A 23,860-nucleotide genomic window follows, 5' to 3' on the forward strand; every position below is an offset into this window, starting at 1 on the left:
GTCCTCAGGCAGCGCCGACCAGCCAGTACCGGACCGCCATAAACAGCGCCAGCGCCAGGGTCGAAGACACCCACATCAGTCGAATCGTTCGGGAAATATCGTCTACGGAAATATCGCGCGTCGCGTCGCCGATCCACGGCTTCTCCACGCGCTGTCCAAAGTAATCGTTAGGGCCGCCAAGCCGGATGCCGAGCGCCCCGGCGACCGCCGCTTCCGACCAGCCGCAGTTCGGGCTGCTGTGGTTGTAGCGGTCGCGCCAGCCGATGCGCAGCGCGCGGCCGCCCGCTTCACCGCAGAGGAGAGCGGCGAGGCTGATAAGCAGCCAGCTCAGGCGGGCGGGGATAAAGTTGGCGACATCATCGAGGCGGGCGCTGACCATGCCGATGGCCCGATATTTTTCGTGCTTATAGCCGACCATCGAATCCAGGGTGTTGACCGCTTTATAGGCCATCGCCAGCGGCGCGCCGCCCAGCAGCAGAAAGAAGAGCGGCGCAATAATGCCGTCGACGGTGTTCTCCGCGACGGTTTCCACCACCGCGCGATTAATCTGCTGCGGCGCAAGCTGCGACGTGTCGCGCCCGACGATCCACGACAGCTTGATACGGCTCTCCGCCAGATCCCCCGCGCGCAGCGGGCGCTCGACGTCCCGCGCCGACTGCGCCAGGCAGCGTCCGGCCAGCACGGTGAAAATCATCCATACCTCAACCAGCCAGCCAAGCCACGGATGAATCGTCCGCGCCAGCGTCAGCACGCCCCAGCAGACGCTCCACGTTAGCCCGACCACCACCAGCCACATCACGGCGCCGCCGACGCGCAGGGCGACATCGCTGCGGCAATAGCGGCGCACGTCGCGCTGAACGGCGGCGATCAGGTTGCCTATCCAGCGCACCGGATGCGGCCAGCTCTGCGGATCGCCGATGATAAAATCGAGGAGCCAGGCAACGCCCCATGCCAGCAGCGTCATAGCGCGCTCCTTGCCGCAGCCAGCCAGTGGTTAAGCATGATGGGACGCTGCGCAAAGTGCAGGTGCAGATAGCTGGCGAACGTGTTGCCCACCTGCCAGCCGCCCGACCACTGCTGAAGGGTCATACCGTCGCGGACTTTGCGGCAGGCCAGGACCGCCGGGATCTCAGGGGTAAAATCCGAGTAGTGAAACTCATGCCCGCGCAGGGTTTCGCCGGGCGCCGCCAGCAGCGTTTGCCGCATCGCCCGCGCCTCGCAGTAGCCAAAGCGGGTAAGCCGTTTGCCCATCTTGCTGTGGCCGGGAATCAGATTGGCCATCGGATAGATGTCGCCGCTGGCGTCTTCAAGGGTGCTGCCGAGATACATCAAACCGCCGCACTCGGCGTAAATCGCCACCCCGCGCCGGTGCGCCTCCCGCAGCTGCGCCAGCATCGACGTATTGGCCGCCAGCCCGGCGGCATGAATTTCCGGATAGCCGCCGCCGAGCCAAATCATCTGGCACGGCGGAAGCTCGCTATCGCGCAGCGGACTGAAGCGCACGATATTCACCCCGCAGCGTTCAAGCAGCGTAAGGTTATCCGGGTAGTAAAAGTTGAAGGCTTCGTCGTCGGCCAGCGCCAGCGTCAGGCCCGCGCCGGCGTCGGGCGACGGCAGCGGGGGCCACTCCCCGGCGGGTAGGGCGGTGAGCTGGCTAAGAGCCAGGAGCCGTTCAATATCCAGCGTTTGCGCCAGCGTTTGGGCAAAATCGCGCCACGGCTGCTGATTGACCAGCGACTCGCGGGCGGTGACCAGCCCCAGATGGCGTTCGGGTAACGCCACCCCTTCCACGCGCGGTACGTAGCCGAGCACCGGCAGCCCGCAATAGCGTTCAATGGCGCCTTTGAGAAGCTGATAATGGGATTCGCTGTTGACGCGATTGACGATAACGCCGGCGATATTCAGGCTGGGGTCGAAGTGTTGAAATCCCATCACCGTGGCGGCGATAGAGGTGGAAACCGCTTTGCCATCTACCAGCAAAATGACCGGACAGCCGAGCTGTTTAGCCATCGCGGCGGTGCTGCAGTAGCCAGGGTCGGTACCGAAGCCGTCATACAGCCCCATCACGCCCTCAATGACCGCGATATCCGCCTGCTGCATCCGTTCGCAAAACAGCGCATTGAGCACCGGTTCCGGGAGCATAAAGCTGTCGAGGTTGCGGGAAGCGACGCCGCTGACGGCGGTGTGCCAGCCGGTATCGAGGTAGTCCGGGCCGACTTTGCAGGGCTGAACCCGCATACCGCGCTGCTTCAACAGGCTGAGCAGACCAAGCGTAACGGTGGTTTTACCACAACCGCTGCCGGTACCTGCGAGAATAAATGCGTGCTGCCTGGCTGCCATACCCCGATCCTGTGCCGGGTGGTAGGGCTGCGTGCATTCCCAGTCTTTCGACTGTACGCATCTGAGCAACCCACTTCCCACCGAAGTTGTTGATTGTTACCGACAGGCAGGTCTTCTGGCTTAGCGTCGTCCTCTCCCATCCTTCCCAATCCGCTAAGCAGATCAGTGGCTAAATATGGGTTCGTCAGCATCACAGCAGCGGGGGCTGCGGGGGATTCACACCCCCTTCCCTGGCGCCTGTCGGTTTAGTCCGTCATGATTCGAGCGGGACTGCCCGGCTCGCATGATTTCCGGAATATCTTACGGAAGCTGGATGGCTCCCGTCGTGTTTAATTTTTAATTACCAAGGCCGTTTCATTACGCCGATGGCGCGCTGAAAGCCATTTCAGATATCACTCTATCCCATCAAATAAATAAAAACTGGTGCAGCTTATCGTTCTCTCATTATTATTTTGTTGCGCTATGACAATTTATTGCTCTGAATGAGATATTTTCATTTTAGAATGAGCCAGATACAAGGGCATATCAAAAATCGGCAATAACAAAATATTGTCATTTAAAATGACTCAGTTTGTGATCTGGCGTTAATTTGCTGGCGATAGGCCTGCGGAGTGACCTGATAAGCCTGGCGAAAAACTTTGCAAAAATAGCTGGTTTGCGAAAATCCTAAATTCCGCGCAATGCTGGCGATGCTCCAGTCGCTGTGGCAAAGCAGCTCTTTGGCGCTCACCATCCGCTGATGGTTCACCCACGCGTTAAAACCGATACCCTGATATTTTTTAAATAGCTTACTGAAGTAATAGGGGCTGAGATAAACGTGGGCGGCGACGTCTTCCAGGCGAAGCTCATCGGATAAATGGGCGTCAATGTAGCGCAGCGCTTTCTTCATTTTGCTGTCGTGAGGGCTGGCGACCCGGCTGGCGCGCGTGGGTTCCGGCTGCTGGGGATTATCTTTAATCACCACAAAGTTGAGCTGCTTTTTCAGGCAGTTCTCGACGATCAGCTTCAGTAAATCCGCGGAGGCAATCACTCTGGAGTAGTCCATCTCCGGCACGTCGCGGAACGCGTTGAGCAGCTCGGGGTCCGCCTGCCAGCCGTCGTCCACGTTGAGGATATCCACCAGTTCTACATCGTTGCTTAAGCGCACCTGCCCGCATAGCACGAAGCCCACAAGGTGCCCGGCGATAACCAGAGGAATGGAAAAATCAGTTAACCCGGCGTGGCAGCGGTAGATACAGAGCTGATCGGTTTTTGACGCCTCGAGGCCGCCGCAGCGGTCGCTCATCCGGCAGCGGGTGCTGTGCTGAGGGTGCTGGCGCATCAGCTGGCAGAAAGGGGTGAAGTTAAACAGTTCAGATATTTCATCACCGTGAATATTGACAACCACAACCGCCAGACTGGTGGCCTGCGCAAAATCCTGTGCGATTTTATTAATGAGTTCTGAGTTCAGTGTGCTCGCAGAAATCATGATAAAACCTCTCAGTTAATTTTTTGTTATAAATAAAACATTTCTTTAATATTCACTTCCTTTCATCATCATTTACCGCCAACGATAAAAGAATATTACGATAGCAAAAGTCTCCCATCCGTGGGAGACGTTTTTGGCCAGTTCGTGATACCGGTTCATGAAAATTTTTCGCTATTTCAGCGGATGCATTAATCCTCTAATTTACAGGTATTACACGGTAAGTTATTTCCTATCAGATAACGATAGATGGCCGCGCCGAGGCAGGCGCCGATCAGCGGCGCAATAATCGGCACAATAAAGTACGGAATATCCCTTCCGCCGGTCATCGCGATATCGCCCCAGCCCGCCATCCACGTAAACAGCTTCGGCCCAAAATCACGCGCCGGATTCATCGCAAAGCCGGTCAGCGGCCCGGTTGACGCGCCAATCACCGCCACCAGCAGGCCAATCAGCAGCGGGGCCAGCGGCCCTTTCGGCACGCCGTTGCCGTCGTCGGTCAGCGCCATAATCATCCCCATCAGCATGGAGGTGATCACCACTTCGACCAGCGCCGCATGCCAGATGCTCAGCGACGCCGCCGGGTAGGTGCTGAAAATACTCGCCAGCTGCAGGCTCTCAACGCTGCCGCGAGCGATATGGTGGGCGGATTCAAACTCGGTAAACATAGTGCTGTACAGCACATAGGCCAGCACCGCGCCGCCGAAGGCGCCCGCGACCTGGGAGACAATATAGGGGAAGACTTTGCGCCCAGGAAAACAGGCAAATAGCCATAACGCAACGGTCACCGCCGGGTTGAGATGGCCGCCGGATATTCCCGACGTCAGATAGACGGCAAGCGAGATCCCCAGACCCCAGATAATGCATATCTCCCACAGTCCGAGGCTGGCTCCCGCCACCTTTAACGCGCTCAGGCAGCCGATGCCGAAAAACAAAAACAGCCCGGTGCCCAGAAACTCGGCGGTACATTGCGCTTTTAACGAATCATTCATGGTGACACCTTCTTAGCAGAGTTCGTGTCCTGACCAGCCAACCTCCTGCTGGCAGTAGAGTACAACGGGCCCACTATATGAACTCCGCTCCGCAAATTGTTGGCAACCTGCTGACGGCGGCCCCGGAAAATTCGGGCATCAATAACAAATTATTGTCATTGAATAACTCAGAATAGCATTGCTCACGCGCGGATTTCGCAATTACGCCATCGCCATGACATGCAAAAATATTGCTAAAACCAACTCATCGTTTTCCAACAAACATCACAAATCAGTTTTTCTCGCATAGCAGATAAAATTAAATTCGTCATGAACAAATTTGTAAATATGGAATATACAAAACAAGATAATCACATAACAACAAATAAAAATAACAATTAAAATCAATAGATTAAATTTAAATTTGGCAATTTTATATTATTCAATACCCACTATATTTTCACCATCAAATTCAAGTCAGCCATTCTTTTTCCTCGCATCTTCTTATAGTCCCAACTATCGGAACACTCCATGCGAGGTCTTTATGCAACAAGAAGCACTAGGAATGGTAGAAACCAAAGGCTTAACCGCAGCCATAGAGGCCGCTGATGCAATGGTTAAGTCAGCCAATGTGATGTTAGTGGGCTACGAAAAGATTGGCTCCGGACTGGTGACCGTCATCGTACGCGGCGACGTTGGCGCGGTAAAAGCGGCCACCGATGCGGGAGCCGCCGCCGCACGTAACGTGGGTGAAGTGAAAGCCGTACACGTCATCCCACGCCCCCACACCGATGTAGAAAAAATCTTACCGAAGGGAATTAGCCAATGAGCAGCAATGAGCTGGTGGAACAGATCATGGCTCAGGTGATTGCCCGCGTGGCAACGCCGGAACAGCAGGCCATCCCTACTGAAAACCATCCAATACGAGAGACGGCTATGGCAGAAAAAAGCTGCAGTTTAACGGAATTTGTCGGGACCGCCATTGGCGACACCCTGGGTCTGGTTATCGCCAACGTCGATACCGCCCTGCTGGATGCGATGAAGCTTGAAAAGCGCTATCGCTCCATCGGCATTCTCGGCGCCCGCACCGGCGCAGGCCCGCACATTATGGCGGCGGACGAAGCGGTGAAAGCCACCAATACCGAAGTGGTCAGCATTGAGCTGCCGCGCGATACCAAAGGCGGAGCGGGCCACGGTTCGCTGATTATTTTGGGCGGTAACGACGTTTCCGACGTTAAGCGCGGTATCGAAGTCGCGCTGAAAGAGCTCGACCGCACCTTTGGCGATGTTTACGGCAACGAAGCCGGGCATATCGAGCTGCAGTACACCGCTCGCGCCAGCTACGCGCTGGAAAAAGCCTTCGGCGCGCCGATTGGCCGGGCCTGCGGCATCATCGTCGGCGCACCGGCCTCCGTGGGCGTGCTGATGGCCGATACCGCCCTGAAGTCAGCCAACGTGGAAGTCGTGGCCTATAGCTCTCCGGCGCACGGCACCAGCTTCAGTAACGAAGCCATTCTGGTGATTTCCGGCGACTCCGGCGCGGTCCGCCAGGCGGTCACCTCCGCGCGCGAAATCGGCAAAACCGTCCTTGCGACCCTCGGTGCTGAACCGAAAAACGATCGCCCGTCCTACATCTGATACCCACGAGGCTGATTCATGAGATCGAAAAGATTTGAAGCACTGGCGAAACGCCCTGTGAATCAGGACGGCTTCGTTAAGGAGTGGATCGAAGAAGGCTTTATCGCGATGGAAAGCCCGAACGACCCGAAACCGTCGATTCAAATCGTTAACGGCGCGGTGACCGAGCTGGACGGGAAACCGGTAAGCGATTTTGACCTGATCGACCACTTTATCGCCCGCTACGGTATCAACCTGAACCGCGCCGAAGAAGTGATGGCGATGGATTCGGTCAAGCTGGCCAACATGCTGTGCGATCCGAACGTTAAACGCAGCGAAATCGTCCCGCTGACCACCGCGATGACGCCGGCGAAAATTGTCGAAGTGGTTTCGCATATGAACGTCGTCGAGATGATGATGGCGATGCAGAAAATGCGCGCCCGCCGCACCCCGTCCCAGCAGGCGCACGTCACCAACGTCAAAGATAACCCGGTACAGATTGCCGCCGACGCCGCCGAAGGGGCATGGCGCGGATTTGACGAACAGGAAACCACCGTTGCGGTAGCGCGCTATGCGCCGTTCAACGCCATCGCGCTGCTGGTGGGCTCGCAGGTAGGCCGTCCGGGCGTGCTGACGCAGTGCTCGCTGGAAGAAGCCACCGAGCTGAAGCTCGGCATGCTGGGCCACACCTGCTACGCCGAAACCATCTCCGTCTACGGCACCGAGCCGGTCTTTACCGACGGCGACGACACGCCGTGGTCGAAGGGCTTCCTCGCCTCGTCCTACGCCTCTCGCGGGCTGAAAATGCGCTTTACCTCCGGCTCCGGCTCGGAAGTGCAGATGGGCTACGCCGAAGGCAAATCCATGCTTTATCTGGAAGCGCGCTGCATCTACATCACCAAAGCCGCGGGCGTACAGGGTCTGCAAAACGGTTCCGTCAGCTGCATCGGCGTGCCGTCTGCGGTGCCTTCCGGCATTCGCGCGGTGCTGGCGGAAAACCTGATCTGTTCGTCGCTGGATCTGGAGTGCGCCTCCAGTAACGACCAGACCTTCACCCACTCCGATATGCGTCGTACCGCGCGCCTGCTGATGCAGTTCCTGCCGGGCACCGACTTTATCTCCTCCGGTTATTCCGCGGTGCCGAACTACGACAACATGTTCGCCGGCTCCAACGAAGATGCCGAAGACTTTGACGACTACAACGTCATCCAGCGCGACCTGAAGGTGGACGGCGGTTTGCGTCCGGTTCGCGAAGAGGACGTCATCGCCATCCGTAACAAAGCCGCCCGCGCACTGCAGGCCGTGTTTGCCGGAATGGGGCTGCCGCCGATTACCGATGAAGAAGTTGAAGCCGCGACCTACGCCCACGGTTCGAAAGATATGCCGGAGCGCAACATCGTCGAAGACATCAAGTTCGCCCAGGAAATCATCAATAAAAACCGCAACGGTCTGGAAGTGGTGAAAGCGCTGGCGCAGGGCGGATTCACCGACGTGGCCCAGGACATGCTCAACATCCAGAAAGCCAAGCTGACCGGGGACTACCTGCATACCTCCGCGATTATCGTCGGCGACGGGCAGGTGCTGTCGGCCGTCAACGACGTCAACGACTATGCCGGTCCGGCAACGGGCTATCGCCTGCAGGGCGAACGCTGGGAAGAGATTAAAAACATCCCTGGCGCTCTTGATCCCAACGAGATTGATTAAGGGGTGAGAAATGGAAATTAATGAAAAATTGCTGCGCCAGATAATTGAAGACGTGCTCAGCGAGATGAAGGGCAGCGATAAACCGGTCTCGTTTAATGCGCCGGCGGCCTCCGCGGCGCCCCAGGCCACGCCGCCCGCCGGCGACGGCTTCCTGACGGAAGTGGGCGAAGCGCGTCAGGGCACCCAGCAGGACGAAGTGATTATCGCCGTCGGCCCGGCTTTCGGCCTGGCGCAGACCGTTAATATCGTCGGCATCCCGCATAAGAGCATTTTGCGCGAAGTCATTGCCGGTATTGAAGAAGAAGGCATTAAGGCGCGCGTGATTCGCTGCTTTAAATCCTCCGACGTGGCCTTCGTCGCCGTTGAAGGCAATCGCCTGAGCGGCTCCGGCATCTCTATCGGCATCCAGTCGAAAGGCACCACGGTGATCCACCAGCAGGGGCTGCCGCCGCTCTCTAACCTGGAGCTGTTCCCGCAGGCGCCGCTGCTGACCCTGGAAACCTATCGCCAGATCGGCAAAAACGCCGCCCGCTATGCGAAACGCGAATCGCCGCAGCCGGTCCCGACGCTGAATGACCAGATGGCGCGGCCGAAGTACCAGGCGAAATCGGCCATTTTGCACATTAAAGAGACCAAGTACGTGGTGACGGGCAAAAACCCGCAGGAACTGCGCGTGGCGCTTTGATAAAGGATAACTCCATGAATACCGACGCAATTGAATCGATGGTACGCGACGTATTGAGCCGCATGAACAGCCTGCAGGGCGAGGCGCCTGCGGCGGCTCCGGCGGCTGGCGGCGCGTCCCGTAGCGCCAGGGTCAGCGACTACCCGCTGGCGAACAAGCACCCGGAATGGGTGAAAACCGCCACCAATAAAACGCTGGACGACTTTACGCTGGAAAACGTGCTGAGCAATAAAGTCACCGCCCAGGATATGCGTATTACCCCGGAAACCCTGCGCTTACAGGCTTCTATTGCCAAAGACGCGGGCCGCGACCGGCTGGCGATGAACTTCGAGCGCGCCGCCGAGCTGACCGCGGTACCGGACGATCGCATTCTTGAAATCTACAACGCCCTCCGCCCCTATCGCTCGACGAAAGAGGAGCTGCTGGCGATCGCCGACGATCTCGAAAGCCGCTATCAGGCGAAGATTTGCGCCGCTTTCGTTCGCGAAGCGGCCACGCTGTACGTCGAGCGTAAAAAACTCAAAGGCGACGATTAATTACAGGGGTATGTGATGCGATATATAGCTGGCATTGATATCGGCAACTCATCGACGGAAGTCGCCCTGGCGACCCTGGATGAGGCTGGCGCGCTGACGATCACCCACAGCGCGCTGGCGGAAACCACCGGAATCAAAGGCACGTTGCGTAACGTGTTCGGGATTCAGGAGGCGCTCGCCCTCGTCGCCAGAGGCGCCGGGATCGCCGTCAGCGATATTTCGCTCATCCGCATCAACGAAGCGACGCCGGTGATTGGCGATGTGGCGATGGAAACCATTACCGAAACCATCATCACCGAATCGACCATGATCGGCCATAACCCGAAAACGCCCGGCGGCGCGGGGCTTGGCACAGGCATCACCATTACGCCGCAGGAGCTGCTAACCCGCCCGGCGGACGCGCCCTATATCCTGGTGGTATCGTCGGCGTTCGATTTTGCCGATATCGCCAGCGTGATTAACGCTTCCCTGCGCGCCGGGTATCAGATTACCGGCGTCATTTTACAGCGCGACGATGGCGTGCTAGTCAGCAACCGGCTGGAAAAACCGCTGCCGATCGTTGACGAAGTGCTGTACATCGACCGCATTCCGCTGGGGATGCTGGCGGCGATTGAGGTCGCCGTACCGGGGAAGGTCATCGAAACCCTCTCTAACCCTTACGGCATCGCCACCGTCTTTAACCTCAGCCCCGAGGAGACGAAAAACATCGTCCCGATGGCCCGGGCGCTGATTGGCAACCGTTCCGCCGTGGTGGTCAAAACGCCATCCGGCGACGTCAAAGCGCGCGCGATACCCGCCGGTAATCTTGAGCTGCTGGCCCAGGGCCGTAGCGTACGCGTAGACGTTGCCGCCGGCGCCGAAGCCATCATGAAAGCGGTCGACGGCTGCGGCAGGCTCGATAACGTCTCCGGCGAGTCGGGAACCAATATCGGCGGCATGCTGGAACACGTGCGCCAGACCATGGCCGAGCTGACCAACAAGCCGAGCAGCGAAATATTTATTCAGGACCTGCTGGCCGTTGATACCTCGGTACCGGTGAGCGTCACCGGCGGTCTGGCCGGGGAGTTCTCGCTGGAGCAGGCCGTGGGCATCGCCTCGATGGTGAAATCGGATCGCCTGCAGATGGCAATGATCGCCCGCGAAATCGAGCAGAAGCTCAATATCGACGTGCAGATCGGCGGCGCAGAGGCCGAAGCCGCCATCCTGGGGGCGCTGACCACGCCGGGCACCACCCGACCGCTGGCGATCCTCGACCTCGGCGCGGGCTCCACCGATGCCTCCATCATCAACCCCAAAGGCGACATCATCGCCACCCACCTCGCCGGCGCAGGCGACATGGTGACGATGATTATTGCCCGCGAGCTGGGGCTGGAAGACCGCTATCTGGCGGAAGAGATCAAGAAGTACCCGCTGGCTAAGGTGGAAAGCCTGTTCCATTTACGCCACGAGGACGGCAGCGTGCAGTTCTTCTCCACGCCGCTGCCGCCCGCCGTGTTCGCCCGCGTCTGCGTGGTGAAAGCGGACGAACTGGTGCCGCTGCCCGGCGATTTAGCGCTGGAAAAAGTACGCGCCATTCGCCGCAGCGCCAAAGAGCGGGTCTTTGTCACCAACGCCCTGCGCGCGCTGCGTCAGGTCAGCCCCACCGGCAACATTCGCGATATTCCGTTCGTGGTGCTGGTCGGCGGTTCGTCGCTGGATTTCGAAGTCCCGCAGCTGGTCACCGATGCGCTGGCGCACTACCGCCTGGTTGCCGGACGGGGAAATATTCGCGGCAGCGAGGGCCCCCGAAACGCGGTGGCCACCGGCCTGATTCTCTCCTGGCATAAGGAGTTTGCGCATGAACGGTAATTACAGCGCCCCGGCCATCGCGATCGCCGTCATCGACGGCTGCGACGGCCTGTGGCGAGAAGTGCTGCTGGGTATCGAAGAGGAAGGTATCCCTTTCCGGCTCCAGCATCACCCGGCCGGAGAGGTCGTGGACAGCGCCTGGCAGGCGGCGCGCAGCTCGCCGCTGCTGGTGGGCATCGCCTGCGACCGCCATACGCTGGTCGTGCACTACAAGAATTTACCCGCATCGGCGCCGCTTTTTACGCTGATGCATCATCAGGACAGTCAGGCCCATCGCAACACCGGTAATAACGCGGCACGGCTGGTCAAAGGGATCCCTTTCCGGGATCTGAATAGCGAAGCAACAGGAGAACAGCAGGATGAATAACGCACTGGGACTGGTTGAAACAAAAGGGTTAGTGGGCGCCATTGAGGCCGCCGATGCGATGGTGAAATCCGCCAACGTGCAGCTGGTCGGCTACGAAAAAATTGGCTCGGGCCTCGTCACCGTGATGGTGCGCGGCGACGTCGGCGCGGTCAAAGCGGCGGTAGACGCGGGCAGCGCGGCGGCGAGCGCGGTGGGCGAGGTGAAATCCTGCCACGTGATCCCGCGTCCGCACAGCGACGTTGAGGCCATTTTACCGAAATCAGCCTGATTGATGGCGAATAAGGAGCACCGCGTGAAGCAATCACTGGGATTACTTGAAGTTTGTGGTCTGGCACTGGCTATCAGCTGCGCCGATATCATGGCGAAATCCGCTTCTATCACGCTGGTCGCCCTCGAAAAGACCAATGGTTCAGGCTGGACGGTGATTAAAATTACCGGTGATGTGGCCTCCGTGCAGGCGGCCATCACCACCGGCGCACAGTTTGCCGAGCAGCGAAACGGCCTGGTGGCCCACAAAGTCATCGCCAGGCCCGGAGAAGGGATCCTGCGCGCGGAGGCTCCCCCGCCCTCCGTCATGCAACCTGAGCCTGAAGCGTCAGGGACGGCAGATGTCGTTTCACCAGCGCCAGCAGAAGAGCTTCCCCAGCAACACGGCGTGGTCAGCTGCAACCTGTGCCTCGATCCAAAATGTCCACGCCAGAAGGGTGAGCCGCGCTCGCTTTGCATTCATCCCGGCAAGCGAGGTGAAGCGTAATGGATAAACAGCTTCTGGAATCAACGGTCAGCAAAGTTCTCGACGAGATGCGGCTACGCCCCATCCCGCTGGGGGTTTCAAATCGTCATATCCACCTGTCGGCGGCGGATTACGAACGCCTGTTCCCCGGCCATCCCATCAGCGAGAAAAAGGCGCTGCTGCAGCCGGGACAGTACGCCGCGGAGCAAACCGTCACCCTGGTGGGGCCGAAGGGGCAGCTTAAAAATGTGCGCCTGCTCGGTCCGCTGCGCTCGGTAAGCCAGGTGGAAATCTCGCGTACCGATGCCCGAACCCTGGGGGTTGCGGCGCCGCTGAGGATGTCCGGCGATCTGAAAGGGACGCCGGGCATCCGCCTGGTCAGCCCTTTTGGCGAGCTGGAGCTGGCGTCAGGGGTTATCGTCGCGCAGCGGCATATTCATATGTCGCCGCTCGATGCGCTGATCCTGCGGGTCGCCCACGGCGACAGAGTTTCGGTGGCCATTGAAGGCGACGCGCGCGGGCTGATCTTCAACAACGTGGCGGTTCGCGTTTCGCCGGATATGCGCCTCGAAATGCACATCGATACCGATGAAGCCAACGCCGCCGGCGCCGATAACCCGCAGGTCTTTGCCCGGCTGGTAGGCCCGCGATGAACGGCGAAGTTCTGCAGCGCATCGTGGAGGAGATTGTCTCCCGGCTGCAGCGTCGCGCCCATAGCACGGCGACGCTGAGCGTGGCGCAATTGCGCGATGCCGACTGCCGGAGTCTGTTCTGCCAGCACGCGTCGCTGCGCATTCTGCTCGTCGACCTGCCCCTGCTGGGCCAGCTGACGGAGGCGGAAACCGACGATCCCGCGGCCCGCAACATTCACGACGCGCTGGCTTTTGGCCTCCGCGTACAGCTCACCCTGCACCGCCAGCTGCTGCCGGTTATCCCGGTTAAAAAACTGGCCCGCCTGCCGGTGAACTTCACCGACGAGCGCGGAGTGCCGCTGATCCTGCACGCGGGTTCGGTGCTGAGCTATCGCGACGTCGCGCCGCTGGGCCAGGGGCGCCTGGTTATCCACCGCAAATGCCTCGTGACCGCGCTGGCGCGCGACGCGGCGCAGGCGCGGAATATTGAACTCATTAAGCAGGAGTAAATCATGCATCTGGCACGAGTCACAGGCGCGGTTGTCTCCACGCAAAAATCGCCTTCCCTGGTCGGCAAAAAGCTGCTGCTGGTGCGGCGGGTCAGCGCCGATGGCGAGCTCCCCGCCTCGCCGACCTCCGGCGATGAAGTCGCCGTGGATTCCGTCGGCGCGGGGGTTGGCGAGCTGGTGCTGCTCAGCGGCGGTTCCAGCGCCAGGCACGTTTTTTCCGGGCCAAACGAGGCCATCGACCTCGCCGTTGTCGGCATTGTCGATACGCTTTCACGTTAAGGAGCGACTATGGCGATTTATACCCGAACGGGCGACGCTGGCACCACCTCACTCTTTACCGGCCAGCGGGTGAGCAAAACCCACCCGCGGGTTGAAGCCTACGGCACGCTGGATGAACTGAACGCCGCGCTGAGCCTGTGCGCCTGCACCGCCGCGGATGAACACCACCGCGCCCTGCTCGAAGCTATCCAGCAGCAAATTTTCTGGTTTAGCGCAGAACTGGCCAGCGACAGCGAACGGCCGTCGCCGAAACAGCGCTACATCAGCAGCGAAGAGATTTCCGCTCTGGAAGCCGCTATCGATCGGGCCATGGCCCGCGTCGAACCGCTGCACAGCTTTATTTTACCCGGCCGCTGCGAAGCCGCGAGCCGCCTGCATTTTGCCCGCACGCTGGCCCGCCGGGCCGAACGCCGGCTGGTTGAGCTGGCGGCGGAAGTCAACGTGCGCCAGGTGCTGATGCGCTACATCAATCGCTTATCAGACTGCCTGTACGCCCTGGCGCGCGCGGAAGATAGCGATGCTCACCAGAACAACATCATCCGCGAAGTGAGCCGGCGCTATCTGGCCGCCAGCCAGCCGAGCCGCAGCAAGGAGACGACGCCCGTGGCCCTCTCATTCCACGATCTGCACCAGCTCACCCGCGCCGCCGTTGAGCGCGCGCAGCAGCTAAAGGTGCCGGTGGTGATCAGCATCGTTGACGCGCACGGCACCGAAACCGTGACCTGGCGGATGCCGGACGCTCTGCTGGTCAGCAGCGAGCTGGCGCCGAAAAAGGCCTGGACCGCGGTGGCGATGAAAACGGCGACCCATGAGCTGAGCGACGCCGTTCAGCCGGGCGCCGCGCTTTATGGCCTCGAAACGCACTTACAGGGAAAAGTGGTCACCTTTGGCGGCGGTTACACCCTGTGGCGCGACGGCTTATTAATCGGGGGTCTTGGCATCAGCGGCGGCAGCGTTGAGCAGGACATGGACATAGCACTGGCCGCCATCGCGGCCATTAACGTGGGAACTCATCAATGAATACTTCCGAACTCGAAACCCTTATTCGCACCATTCTTAGCGAACAGTTAACCCCGGGGCAAACGCCGGAGCAGCCGCAGGGCAAAGGGATTTTTCAGTCCGTCAGCGAGGCTATCGACGCCGCGCACCAGGCGTTCTTACGTTATCAGCAGTGCCCGCTGAAAACCCGCAGCGCCATCATCAGCGCAATGCGTCAGGAGCTGACGCCGCAGCTGGCCGCGCTGGCGGAAGAGAGCGCCAATGAAACGGGGATGGGCAACAAAGAAGATAAGCTACTGAAAAACAAGGCTGCGCTGGACAACACGCCGGGCGTGGAAGATCTCACCACCACCGCGCTGACCGGCGACGGCGGCATGGTGCTGTTTGAGTATTCGCCGTTTGGCGTTATCGGGTCGGTCGCGCCGAGCACCAACCCGACGGAAACCATCATCAACAACAGCATCAGCATGCTGGCTGCGGGCAACAGCGTCTATTTCAGCCCGCATCCGGGAGCAAAAAAGGTCTCTCTGAAGCTGATTAGCATGATTGAAGAGATTGCCTTCCGCTGCTGCGGCATCCGCAATCTGGTGGTCACCGTGGCGGAACCGACGTTTGAAGCCACCCAGCAGATGATGGCCCATCCGCGCATTGCGGTCCTCGCTATTACCGGCGGCCCCGGCATTGTGGCGATGGGCATGAAGAGTGGTAAGAAAGTGATCGGCGCCGGCGCGGGCAATCCGCCCTGCATCGTCGATGAAACGGCGGATCTGGTCAAAGCGGCGGAAGATATCATCAACGGCGCCTCGTTCGATTACAACCTGCCCTGCATTGCCGAGAAGAGCCTGATTGTGGTGGAGAGCGTCGCCGAACGTCTGGTGCAGCAAATGCAAACCTTCGGCGCGCTGCTGCTGAGCCCTGCCGATACCGATAAACTCCGCGCCGCCTGCCTGCCTGAAGGCCAGGCGAATAAAAAACTGGTCGGCAAAAGCCCATCGGCCATGCTGGAAGCGGCCGGCATCGCCGTTCCGGCGAAAGCGCCGCGTCTGCTGATAGCGCTGGTTAACGCCGACGATCCGTGGGTCACCAGCGAGCAGCTGATGCCGATGCTGCCAGTGGTGAAAGTCAGCGATTTCGATAGCGCGCTGGCGCTGGCGCTGAAGGTTGAAGAGGGGCTGCATCATACCGCCATTATGCACTCGCAGAACGTGTCGCGCCTGAACCTCGCGGCCCGCACTCTGCAAACCTCGATATTCGTCAAGAACGGCCCCTCTTATGCCGGGATTGGCGTCGGCGGCGAAGGCTTTACCACCTTTACTATCGCCACGCCGACCGGTGAAGGGACAACCTCGGCGCGCACCTTTGCCCGCTCCCGTCGCTGCGTGCTGACCAACGGCTTTTCCATTCGCTAACCGAGGTCGCGATGAAGACTTTCTCACTACAAACGCGGTTGTACAGCGGTCAGGGTAGCCTGGCGGTGCTCAGGCGCTTTACCCACAAGCACATCTGGATCATCTGCGATGGCTTTCTTGCGCGCTCGCCGCTGCTGGAAACCCTGCGTCAGGCGTTGCCCGCAGATAACCGCATCAGCGTCTTTAGCGAGATAACCCCGGACCCCACTATCCATACCGTGGTGCAGGGCATTGCGCAAATGCAGGCCCTGCAGCCGCAGGTGGTCATCGGCTTCGGCGGCGGCTCGGCGATGGACGCGGCGAAAGCCATCGTCTGGTTTAGCCAGCAGAGCGGCATCAATATCGAAACCTGCGTGGCGATACCAACCACCAGCGGTACCGGTTCGGAAGTGACCAGCGCCTGCGTGATTAGCGACCCGGATAAAGGCATCAAGTATCCGCTGTTCGACAATGCGCTCTATCCCGATATGGCGATCCTTGACCCGGATCTGGTGGTCAGCGTGCCGCCGCAGATTACGGCCAACACCGGCATGGACGTGCTGACCCACGCGCTGGAGGCGTGGGTCTCTCCGCACGCCAGCGACTTTACCGACGCGCTGGCGGAAAAAGCCGCCAGGCTGGTGTTTCAGTATCTGCCCACGGCGGTGGAAAAAGGCGACTGCGTGGCGACGCGCGGGAAAATGCACAATGCCTCAACGCTTGCCGGGATGGCGTTCAGCCAGGCGGGGCTGGGGCTTAATCACGCCATCGCCCACCAGCTTGGCGGGCAGTTTCATCTGCCGCACGGGCTGGCCAACGCGCTGCTGTTAACCGCGGTTATCCGCTTTAACGCCGGTCATCCGCGCGCCGCAAAACGCTACGCCCGGCTGGCCAAAGCCTGCGGCTTTTGTCCGGCAGACGCCAGCGATAGTACGGCGATCAATGCGCTGATCCAGCAAATCGAACGGCTCAAGCAGCGCTGCGCGCTGCCGTCACTGGCGGTCGGGCTGAAAGAGGGACGATCCCAGTACTCAGCGCGTATTCCGGCAATGGTGCAGGCCGCGCTGGCTGACGTGACGCTACGCACCAATCCTCGCCCGGCCAGCGCCGGGGAGATTCAGGAACTGCTGGAGGATCTGCTATGAGTACCGCCGTCAACGCTGCTGAAATGGCCTGGAGCGCCGAGGAGATCCGCGAGCGCGTGCGCGCGGCGGGCGTGGTCGGCGCGGGGGGCGCGGGGTTTCCCGCCCACGTGAAGCTGCAGGCGCAGGTAGAGATTTTTCTGGTGAACGCCGCCGAGTGCGAACCGATGCTCAAGGTCGACCAGCAGCTGATGTGGCAGCAGGCTGCACGTCTTGTCCGCGGCGTGCAGTACGCGATGACGGCAACCGGCGCGCGCGAAGGGGTGATAGCCCTGAAAGAGAAGTACCGCCGGGCTATCGATGCGCTCACCCCGCTGCTGCCTGCCGGTATTCGCCTGCATATTCTGCCGGATGTCTATCCCGCAGGCGATGAGGTGCTGACTATCTGGCTGGCTACCGGTCGCCGGGTCGCGCCCGCCGCGCTGCCGGCCAGCGTCGGGGTCGTGGTGAATAACGTGCAAACGGTGCTCAATATTGCCCGCGCGGTTGAGCAGCAGTTTGCGGTGACCCGCCGTACGCTGACCGTTAACGGCGCGGTCGCACGACCGCTGACCGTCACCGTCCCCATCGGCATGTCGCTGCGCGAAGTGCTGGCGCTGGCGGGCGGCGCGACGGTCGACGACCCCGGTTTTATTAACGGCGGCCCGATGATGGGCGGCCTGATTACCTCCCTCGATAGCCCGGTAACCAAAACCACCGGCGGCCTGCTGGTGCTGCCGAAAAGCCATCCGCTTATCCAGCGGCGGATGCAGGACGAGCGCACGGTGCTTTCCGTGGCCCGTACCGTCTGCGAGCAGTGCCGACTGTGTACCGATCTCTGCCCGCGGCATCTGATCGGCCACGAACTCTCTCCGCACCTGCTGGTGCGGGCGGTGAACTTTCATCAGGCCGCTACGCCGCAGCTGCTGCTGAGCGCCCTCACCTGCTCGGAGTGCAACGTCTGCGAAAGCGTGGCCTGCCCGGTGGGGATCTCGCCGATGCGCATCAACCGCATGCTCAAACGCGAGCTGCGGGCGCAAAACCAGCGCTATGAAGGGCCGCTCTATCCGGCCGACGAAATGGCGAAATATCGCCTCGTGCCGGTGAAGCGGCTGATCGCCAAACTGGGGCTGAGCCCCTGGTATCAGGAGGCGCCGCTGGTGGAGGACGAACCGGCAGTAGAAACCGTGACGTTGCCGCTGCGCCAGCATATCGGCGCCAGCGCGGTAGCGAACGTTGCGGTGGGAGAGCGCGTTACGCGCGGGCAATGCGTTGCCGATATCCCGGCAGGCGCATTAGGCGCGCCGATTCACGCCAGCATCGACGGCGTGGTTGCGGCCATCAGCGAACAGGCCATCACGGTGGTAAGAGGTTAACCATGTCTCAGGCTATAGGAATTTTAGAACTCACCAGCATTGCCAAAGGAATGGAACTCGGCGATGCGATGCTGAAAAGCGCCAACGTCAATCTGCTGGTCAGCAAGACTATCTGCCCGGGTAAGTTTTTATTGATGCTCGGCGGGGATATCGGCGCTATCCAGCAGGCTATTGAAACCGGTGCCTCGCAGGCCGGCGAAATGCTCGTCGACAGCCTGGTGCTGGCGAATATTCACCCCAGCGTCCTTCCGGCCATCAGCGGCCTGAACAGCGTGGACAAGCGCCAGGCGGTCGGCATCGTTGAAACCTGGAGCGTTGCGGCCTGCATCAGCGCCGCCGATCGGGCGGTGAAAGGCTCCAACGTCACCCTGGTGCGGGTGCATATGGCCTTCGGCATCGGCGGTAAATGCTACATGGTGGTGGCGGGCGACGTTTCCGACGTCAACAACGCGGTCACGGTAGCCAGCGAAAGCGCGGGCGAAAAAGGGCTGCTGGTCTACCGTTCGGTGATCCCGCGCCCGCATGAAGCCATGTGGCGACAGATGGTGGAGGGATAATGGAAAGACAGCCGACCACGGATCGCATGATTCAGGAATACGTTCCCGGGAAACAGGTGACCCTCGCGCACCTGATAGCCAACCCCGGGAAAGATCTCTTTAAGAAGCTCGGCCTGCAGGATGCGGTTTCCGCCATCGGCATCCTCACCATTACGCCCAGCGAGGCGTCGATTATCGCCTGCGATATCGCCACCAAATCCGGCGCGGTGGAGATCGGTTTTCTTGACCGCTTTACCGGCGCCGTGGTGCTGACCGGCGACGTTTCCGCCGTCGAGTACGCCCTCAAGCAGGTGACGCGCACCTTGGGCGAGATGATGCAGTTTACTACCTGCTCAATAACCCGGACGTAGCGCGATGAAACGTCTGATGTTTATCGGCCCCAGCCAGTGCGGCAAAACCTCGCTGACCCAGGGCCTGCGCGGCGAAGCGCTCCATTACAAGAAAACCCAGGCGATTGAATGGTCGCCGATGGCCATCGACACGCCGGGCGAATATCTGGAGAACCGCTGCCTTTATAGCGCTCTGTTGACCAGCGCCTGCGAGGCCGACGTTATCGCTCTGGTGCTGAACGCCGACGCCCAGTGGTCGCCGTTTTCTCCGGGTTTTACCGCCCCGATGAACCGCCCGACGATTGGCCTGGTCACCAAAGCCGACCTGGCCGACCCGCAGCGGTTATCGCTCATCGAGGAGTGGCTCAGGCAGGCTGGGGCGCAGCAGATTTTTGTCACCAGCGCGCTGAATAATCTGGGTCTTGATGCCGTGCTGGATTTTCTGAATTCGAAGGAACCTCTATGTCTTACAAAATAATGGCCATTAATGCCGGCAGCTCATCGTTAAAATTCCAGCTGCTGGAGATGCCTCAGGGCGATATGCTCTGCCAGGGATTGATTGAACGTATCGGCATGGCAAACGCCCAGGTGACCCTCAAAACGCCGGCGCAGAAATGGCAGGAGACGGCGCCGATTGCCGATCACCGTGAAGCGGTCACCCTGCTGCTGGAAAAGCTCCTCGACCACCGGATTATCCAGAGTTTGCAGGATATTGACGGCGTCGGCCACCGCGTGGCGCACGGCGGAGAGCGCTTTAAAGATTCGACGCCGGTCACCGATGATACCTTAGCGGAAATCGAGCGCCTGGCGGAGCTGGCCCCGCTGCACAACCCGGTCAACGCGCTGGGCATTAACGTTTTCCGCCAGCTGCTGCCCGAAACGCCGTCGGTGGCGGTATTTGATACCGCTTTTCACCAGACGCTGGACGAGCGCGCCTTTATCTATCCGCTGCCGTGGCGCTACTACAGCGAGCTGGGCATTCGCCGCTACGGCTTCCACGGCACCAGCCATAAGTACGTCAGCGCGACGCTGGCGGAAAAGCTGGGCGTGCCGCTGAGCGCCCTGCGCGTGGTGAGCTGCCATCTCGGCAACGGCAGCAGCGTATGCGCAATCAAAGGCGGGCGCTCGGTTAACACCTCAATGGGCTTTACGCCGCAGTCCGGCGTGATGATGGGCACCCGCAGCGGCGATATCGATCCGTCGATTCTACCGTGGCTGGCGCTGCATAAGGGGCAAACGCCGGAGCAGCTTAATCAGTTGCTGAATAACGAATCCGGCCTGCTGGGGGTTTCCGGCGTGTCGCACGATTATCGCGATGTCGAGCAGGCGGCGGACAGCGGCAATCGTCGGGCGGCCCTGGCGCTCTCGCTGTTTGCCGAGCGCATCCGCGCCACCATCGGCAGCTATATTATGCAGATGGGCGGCCTGGACGCGCTGATCTTTACCGGCGGCATCGGCGAAAACTCCGCCCGCGCCAGGAGCGCCATCTGCCATAACCTGAATTTCCTCGGGCTGTCGGTCGATGAAGAGAAAAACCAGCACAACGCCACCTTTATCCAGGCCGAGAATGCGATGGTTAAAGTGGCGGTCATCAATACCAATGAAGAGCTGATGATTGCCCGCGATGTGATGCGCCTGGCGCTTCCCGAAGCGCAGACGTTAACCGTTTCAGCCTGAGCTCGCCGCCCGGCAAGTTGCGGTGAATCATGGTAATAGCGGGATCGGCATGACACTATGCGCTTAAAATTCTGAAACTTTACCCTAAATAATTCAAGTTACAGGACAAAGCACTTGTGCTTTGAACAGCGCTTGCGCTGGCCCCGTTGGGGCGAGGCCGCAGGCCGAGTAACGCGGCAAACGAGTGAGTCCCCAGGAGCTTACATAAGTAAGTGACTGGGGTGAATGAGAGCAGCCAACGCCCCTGTAGCTTGAAGTATAACGGGTAAAAAGGTGAATACGTGGCCGTAGCACAATGCCCCGCCTCCTGCGGTGAACTCATCCAGGGCTGGATCCTCGGCAGCGAGAAGCTGGTCTCCTGCCCCGTTGACTGGTACAGCACCGTCGAGGTGGACTACGGTTCGCCTCGCGCGGATGAACGTCCGCTGGCGCGGGCGATGGTCGACCGGCTGCTGAGCTACTGGCGCTATCCGGCGGAGCTCGGCAAAGAGATTCGGATCGATATTTGCTCCACGATTCCGGTCGCCAAGGGGATGGCCAGCAGCACCGCGGATATCGCCGCGACGGCGGTGGCCACCGCGCATCATCTCGGCCATCCGCTGGATGAAACCACCCTCGCCCGGCTCTGCGTCTCCCTGGAGCCCACCGACAGCACCCTGTTCCGCCAGCTGACCCTGTTCGACCACAACACCGCCGCCACGCAGATTGCCTGCGGCAGCCAGCCGCAGCTCGATCTGCTGGTGCTGGAAAGCCCCGCCACGCTGCTGACCACCGATTACCACCGCCTTCCCCGGCTTGAAAAGCTGCACGCCCACTCCGCGTCTCTGCAACTAGCCTGGGAGAAAGTTCAGCTAGCCTGCGAGACGGATAATCCGCGGCGGATGGGAGAGGCCGCGACGCTCAGCGCCGTCGCCAGCCAGCATCTGCTGCCTAAGCCGGGGTTTGATACGCTGCGGGGGCTGGTGGAAGAGTGCGATTTATACGGTATTAACGTGGCGCACAGCGGCAGCGTGGTCGGCCTGATGCTCGACCGCCAGCGTCACGATATTGAGTATTTGCAGCGACGGCTGGGAGAGACGCGGCTTAGCGAGCTCTGGCCCCGGCAGCACCTGCTGCGCATGGTGCAGGGCGGCGTCGAGCTGCGCTAACGCTTGCGCAGCCATGCCCCGGGTTGCGGCGCTGCGCGCCTTACCCGGGCTACCGACCCGCAGACGGCTATGAGCCCGTAGTCCGGCTAAGCGCAGCGCGAGCCGGGGAGAAGACCGCACCGATGCATTCATCCCGGCACATTCCCCGGGTTGCGGCGCTGCGCGCCTTACCCGGGCTACCGACCCGCAGACGGCTATGAATCCGTAGCCCGGCTAAGCGCAGCGCGAGCCGGGAAGAAGACCGCAACAAAACCTCATGCTGTGCACCTTCCCCGGAGGCGGCGCTGCGCGCCTTACCCGGGCTACCGACCCGCAGACGGCTATGAACCCGTAGCCCGGCTAAGCGCAGCGCGAGCCGGGAAGAAGACCGCAACAAAACCTCATGCTGTGCACCTTCCCCGGAGGCGGGCTACCGGTCCGCAGACGGCTGTAAACCCGTAGCCCGGTCAGCGCAGCGCCACCGGGAAGAACCGCAGACGAACAATGGCGGCAGACATCTACTCGTTAAATACCCGCCTGAAGGCCGTCAGCAGCCGGGTATTTTCCTGCTGGCTGCGGATCGCGACGCGGAAGTAGCGCCCGTCGAGCCCCGGGTAGTTGGCGCAGCTGCGGATCAGGATGTGCTGTTGCAGCATCGCGTATTGCAGATCCAGATCCGCCACGTCGCAGCGCAGAAACAGATAGTTTGCCCGCCCGGGATAGACCGTCAGGCCGGGAATATGGCGCAGCTGATGGTAAAAGCGCTGCCCCTCCTCCGCCAGCCACTGCCAGGTTTGCTGCTGGTAGGCGCTATCCTGGAGAATGATTTCCCCCGCCAGGGCGGCAAACGCGTTTATCGACCACGGCATCTGGCGCTCGCGCATTCTCGCCACCGCCCGCGCATCGCCATTGGCCAGATACCCCAGACGCAGGCCGGGAATAGCATAAAACTTGGTCAGCGAACGCAGTACCCACACGTGCGGGTTGTGGCCCAGCAGCGGAATAAATCCCGGCTCGTCGGGGATAAAATCGATAAACGCTTCATCGAGAATCAGGGCAATGCCCAGCGACCGACAGCGTTCAGCAATCATCTCCAGCAGACGGCGCTCGGGCAGCAGGCCGGTAGGATTGTTCGGCGTGCAGAGAAATAAGCAGTCCAGATCCGGCGTCAGGGCGTCAAGAATCGCCCCGGTGAGCTGCCAGCCATCCGCCTCGCGCAGCAGAAATTCCCGCACCGCGCAGTCCACCGACTGCAGCGCCCGGCGGTATTCGGCAAAGCCCGGGGTGACGATCATCGCCTGGCGCGGCTTCAGCCCCTGAACCAGCGTAAAGATCGCTTCGGTTTCGCCGTTTCCGGCGAGGATCCACGAGGCGGGGATCTGATGGTGTTCCGCCAGCGCAAGGTGCAGCTGCTGATACTCAACGTCAGGGTAGCGTTCGGCGCAGGCCATATTGTCGAGGATGGCGCGCTTTAAACTTTCCGGCATCCCCAGCGGATTAATATTGGCGCTAAAATCCAGCAACTGCGCCGCAGAGATGCCCAACAGCGCGGCGGCCTCGCGGATATTGCCGCCGTGCGCGCTCTTTAATAGAGCCATTT

27 protein-coding genes and 1 riboswitch are annotated in these 23,860 nt (G+C 60.5%); of the genes, 21 read left to right on the top strand and 6 right to left on the bottom strand.

Translation table 11 applies throughout. From position 1 onward, the window contains the following. Positions 1 to 4: 4 nt before the first annotated feature. The 4 genes from cbiB to pduF form a co-directional block, all read right to left on the bottom strand. Complete coding sequence (cbiB, locus tag MKleb_RS22105; RefSeq protein ID WP_025107432.1) at positions 5 to 964, bottom strand: adenosylcobinamide-phosphate synthase CbiB; 960 nt, start codon at positions 962 to 964, stop codon at positions 5 to 7. Then, on the bottom strand, positions 961 to 2,340 hold the full coding sequence (locus tag MKleb_RS22110) for a cobyrinate a,c-diamide synthase (RefSeq protein WP_025107431.1): 1,380 nt from the start codon (positions 2,338 to 2,340) through the stop codon (positions 961 to 963). Before MKleb_RS22110 ends, cbiB begins: the two co-directional genes overlap by 4 nt. A gap of 87 nt (positions 2,341 to 2,427) precedes the next feature. After that, positions 2,428 to 2,596: riboswitch (cobalamin riboswitch) on the bottom strand. A 300-nt stretch (positions 2,597 to 2,896) separates the two neighbouring features. Further along, complete coding sequence (pocR, locus tag MKleb_RS22115; protein WP_025107430.1) at positions 2,897 to 3,808, bottom strand: transcriptional regulator PocR; 912 nt, start codon at positions 3,806 to 3,808, stop codon at positions 2,897 to 2,899. Positions 3,809 to 3,996: 188 nt separating this feature from the next. Next, a complete protein-coding gene (gene pduF / locus MKleb_RS22120) occupies positions 3,997 to 4,797 on the bottom strand; it encodes a propanediol diffusion facilitator PduF (protein ID WP_004105118.1) in 801 nt (266 codons plus the stop codon). Positions 4,798 to 5,320: 523 nt separating this feature from the next. Here pduF and pduA point away from each other — a divergent pair. The 21 genes from pduA to MKleb_RS22225 all read left to right on the top strand — a co-directional run bounded on the left by pduA (position 5,321) and on the right by MKleb_RS22225 (position 22,281). After that, on the top strand, positions 5,321 to 5,605 hold the full coding sequence (gene pduA / locus MKleb_RS22125) for a propanediol utilization microcompartment protein PduA (RefSeq protein WP_001183618.1): 285 nt from the start codon (positions 5,321 to 5,323) through the stop codon (positions 5,603 to 5,605). Beyond that, on the top strand, positions 5,602 to 6,414 hold the full coding sequence (pduB, locus tag MKleb_RS22130; RefSeq protein WP_004205485.1) for a propanediol utilization microcompartment protein PduB: 813 nt from the start codon (positions 5,602 to 5,604) through the stop codon (positions 6,412 to 6,414). Before pduA ends, pduB begins: the two co-directional genes overlap by 4 nt. A gap of 18 nt (positions 6,415 to 6,432) precedes the next feature. Beyond that, the gene (gene pduC / locus MKleb_RS22135; protein ID WP_217076192.1) at positions 6,433 to 8,097 is read left to right on the top strand and encodes a propanediol dehydratase large subunit PduC; all 1,665 of its coding nucleotides are present in this window, start codon (positions 6,433 to 6,435) and stop codon (positions 8,095 to 8,097) included. Between the two features lie 10 nt (positions 8,098 to 8,107). Beyond that, positions 8,108 to 8,782 (top strand): propanediol dehydratase medium subunit PduD, encoded by a 675-nt coding sequence (pduD, locus tag MKleb_RS22140; protein WP_004853784.1) that lies wholly within the window; start codon positions 8,108 to 8,110, stop codon positions 8,780 to 8,782. A gap of 14 nt (positions 8,783 to 8,796) precedes the next feature. After that, positions 8,797 to 9,318: a propanediol dehydratase small subunit PduE gene (pduE, locus tag MKleb_RS22145; RefSeq protein ID WP_004133648.1), complete on the top strand. Its 522-nt coding sequence runs from the start codon at positions 8,797 to 8,799 to the stop codon at positions 9,316 to 9,318. A 15-nt stretch (positions 9,319 to 9,333) separates the two neighbouring features. Next, the gene (gene pduG / locus MKleb_RS22150; protein WP_025107429.1) at positions 9,334 to 11,166 is read left to right on the top strand and encodes a propanediol dehydratase reactivase alpha subunit PduG; all 1,833 of its coding nucleotides are present in this window, start codon (positions 9,334 to 9,336) and stop codon (positions 11,164 to 11,166) included. Then, complete coding sequence (pduH, locus tag MKleb_RS22155; protein WP_025107428.1) at positions 11,156 to 11,533, top strand: propanediol dehydratase reactivase beta subunit PduH; 378 nt, start codon at positions 11,156 to 11,158, stop codon at positions 11,531 to 11,533. Before pduG ends, pduH begins: the two co-directional genes overlap by 11 nt. Further along, positions 11,526 to 11,801 (top strand): propanediol utilization microcompartment protein PduJ, encoded by a 276-nt coding sequence (gene pduJ / locus MKleb_RS22160; RefSeq protein WP_004853788.1) that lies wholly within the window; start codon positions 11,526 to 11,528, stop codon positions 11,799 to 11,801. Before pduH ends, pduJ begins: the two co-directional genes overlap by 8 nt. Before the next feature lie 3 nt (positions 11,802 to 11,804). After that, positions 11,805 to 12,287: a BMC domain-containing protein gene (locus tag MKleb_RS22165; protein ID WP_086073861.1), complete on the top strand. Its 483-nt coding sequence runs from the start codon at positions 11,805 to 11,807 to the stop codon at positions 12,285 to 12,287. Further along, complete coding sequence (locus MKleb_RS22170) at positions 12,287 to 12,919, top strand: phosphate propanoyltransferase (protein ID WP_014226641.1); 633 nt, start codon at positions 12,287 to 12,289, stop codon at positions 12,917 to 12,919. The genes MKleb_RS22165 and MKleb_RS22170 overlap by 1 nt, the downstream gene beginning before the upstream one ends. After that, on the top strand, positions 12,916 to 13,407 hold the full coding sequence (pduM, locus tag MKleb_RS22175) for a microcompartment protein PduM (protein ID WP_025107427.1): 492 nt from the start codon (positions 12,916 to 12,918) through the stop codon (positions 13,405 to 13,407). The genes MKleb_RS22170 and pduM overlap by 4 nt, the downstream gene beginning before the upstream one ends. A 3-nt stretch (positions 13,408 to 13,410) precedes the next feature. Continuing rightward, positions 13,411 to 13,686: a propanediol utilization microcompartment protein PduN gene (gene pduN / locus MKleb_RS22180; RefSeq protein ID WP_004133641.1), complete on the top strand. Its 276-nt coding sequence runs from the start codon at positions 13,411 to 13,413 to the stop codon at positions 13,684 to 13,686. Between the two features lie 9 nt (positions 13,687 to 13,695). Continuing rightward, positions 13,696 to 14,706 (top strand): two-domain cob(I)yrinic acid a,c-diamide adenosyltransferase PduO, encoded by a 1,011-nt coding sequence (pduO, locus tag MKleb_RS22185; RefSeq protein WP_025107426.1) that lies wholly within the window; start codon positions 13,696 to 13,698, stop codon positions 14,704 to 14,706. Beyond that, positions 14,703 to 16,094 carry a CoA-acylating propionaldehyde dehydrogenase PduP gene (pduP, locus tag MKleb_RS22190; protein ID WP_025107425.1) on the top strand — a complete coding sequence of 464 codons (1,392 nt, stop codon included), beginning with the start codon at positions 14,703 to 14,705 and terminating at the stop codon, positions 16,092 to 16,094. The genes pduO and pduP overlap by 4 nt, the downstream gene beginning before the upstream one ends. An 11-nt stretch (positions 16,095 to 16,105) precedes the next feature. Next, on the top strand, positions 16,106 to 17,218 hold the full coding sequence (pduQ, locus tag MKleb_RS22195) for a 1-propanol dehydrogenase PduQ (protein ID WP_217076193.1): 1,113 nt from the start codon (positions 16,106 to 16,108) through the stop codon (positions 17,216 to 17,218). Beyond that, positions 17,215 to 18,570 carry a cobalamin reductase PduS gene (gene pduS, locus MKleb_RS22200; RefSeq protein WP_025107423.1) on the top strand — a complete coding sequence of 452 codons (1,356 nt, stop codon included), beginning with the start codon at positions 17,215 to 17,217 and terminating at the stop codon, positions 18,568 to 18,570. The genes pduQ and pduS overlap by 4 nt, the downstream gene beginning before the upstream one ends. A 2-nt stretch (positions 18,571 to 18,572) precedes the next feature. Beyond that, positions 18,573 to 19,127, top strand: coding sequence for a propanediol utilization microcompartment protein PduT (pduT, locus tag MKleb_RS22205; RefSeq protein WP_004124543.1), 555 nt, complete (start codon positions 18,573 to 18,575; stop codon positions 19,125 to 19,127). Then, positions 19,127 to 19,477: a propanediol utilization microcompartment protein PduU gene (pduU, locus tag MKleb_RS22210; RefSeq protein ID WP_000441103.1), complete on the top strand. Its 351-nt coding sequence runs from the start codon at positions 19,127 to 19,129 to the stop codon at positions 19,475 to 19,477. The genes pduT and pduU overlap by 1 nt, the downstream gene beginning before the upstream one ends. A 4-nt stretch (positions 19,478 to 19,481) precedes the next feature. After that, positions 19,482 to 19,934, top strand: a complete 453-nt coding sequence (gene pduV, locus MKleb_RS22215) for a propanediol utilization protein PduV (protein ID WP_004853831.1) — start codon at positions 19,482 to 19,484, stop codon at positions 19,932 to 19,934. Then, positions 19,919 to 21,133 carry an acetate/propionate family kinase gene (locus MKleb_RS22220; RefSeq protein WP_014839416.1) on the top strand — a complete coding sequence of 405 codons (1,215 nt, stop codon included), beginning with the start codon at positions 19,919 to 19,921 and terminating at the stop codon, positions 21,131 to 21,133. The genes pduV and MKleb_RS22220 overlap by 16 nt, the downstream gene beginning before the upstream one ends. A gap of 281 nt (positions 21,134 to 21,414) precedes the next feature. Beyond that, entirely contained in the window at positions 21,415 to 22,281 is an 867-nt protein-coding gene (locus MKleb_RS22225; RefSeq protein WP_025107422.1) for a GHMP family kinase ATP-binding protein, read from the top strand. Between the two features lie 67 nt (positions 22,282 to 22,348). Here the strand turns inward: MKleb_RS22225 and MKleb_RS22230 are convergent, their stop codons facing one another. After that, positions 22,349 to 22,654 (bottom strand): hypothetical protein, encoded by a 306-nt coding sequence (locus tag MKleb_RS22230; RefSeq protein WP_162557308.1) that lies wholly within the window; start codon positions 22,652 to 22,654, stop codon positions 22,349 to 22,351. 124 nt (positions 22,655 to 22,778) lie between these two features. After that, a complete protein-coding gene (cobD, locus tag MKleb_RS22235; RefSeq protein WP_025107421.1) occupies positions 22,779 to 23,858 on the bottom strand; it encodes a threonine-phosphate decarboxylase CobD in 1,080 nt (359 codons plus the stop codon). Between the last annotated feature and the right edge of the window lie 2 nt (positions 23,859 to 23,860).

Source organism: Klebsiella sp. PL-2018, assembly GCF_019048985.1.
In the GTDB taxonomy this organism is placed as follows: Bacteria; Pseudomonadota; Gammaproteobacteria; order Enterobacterales; family Enterobacteriaceae; genus Klebsiella; species Klebsiella michiganensis.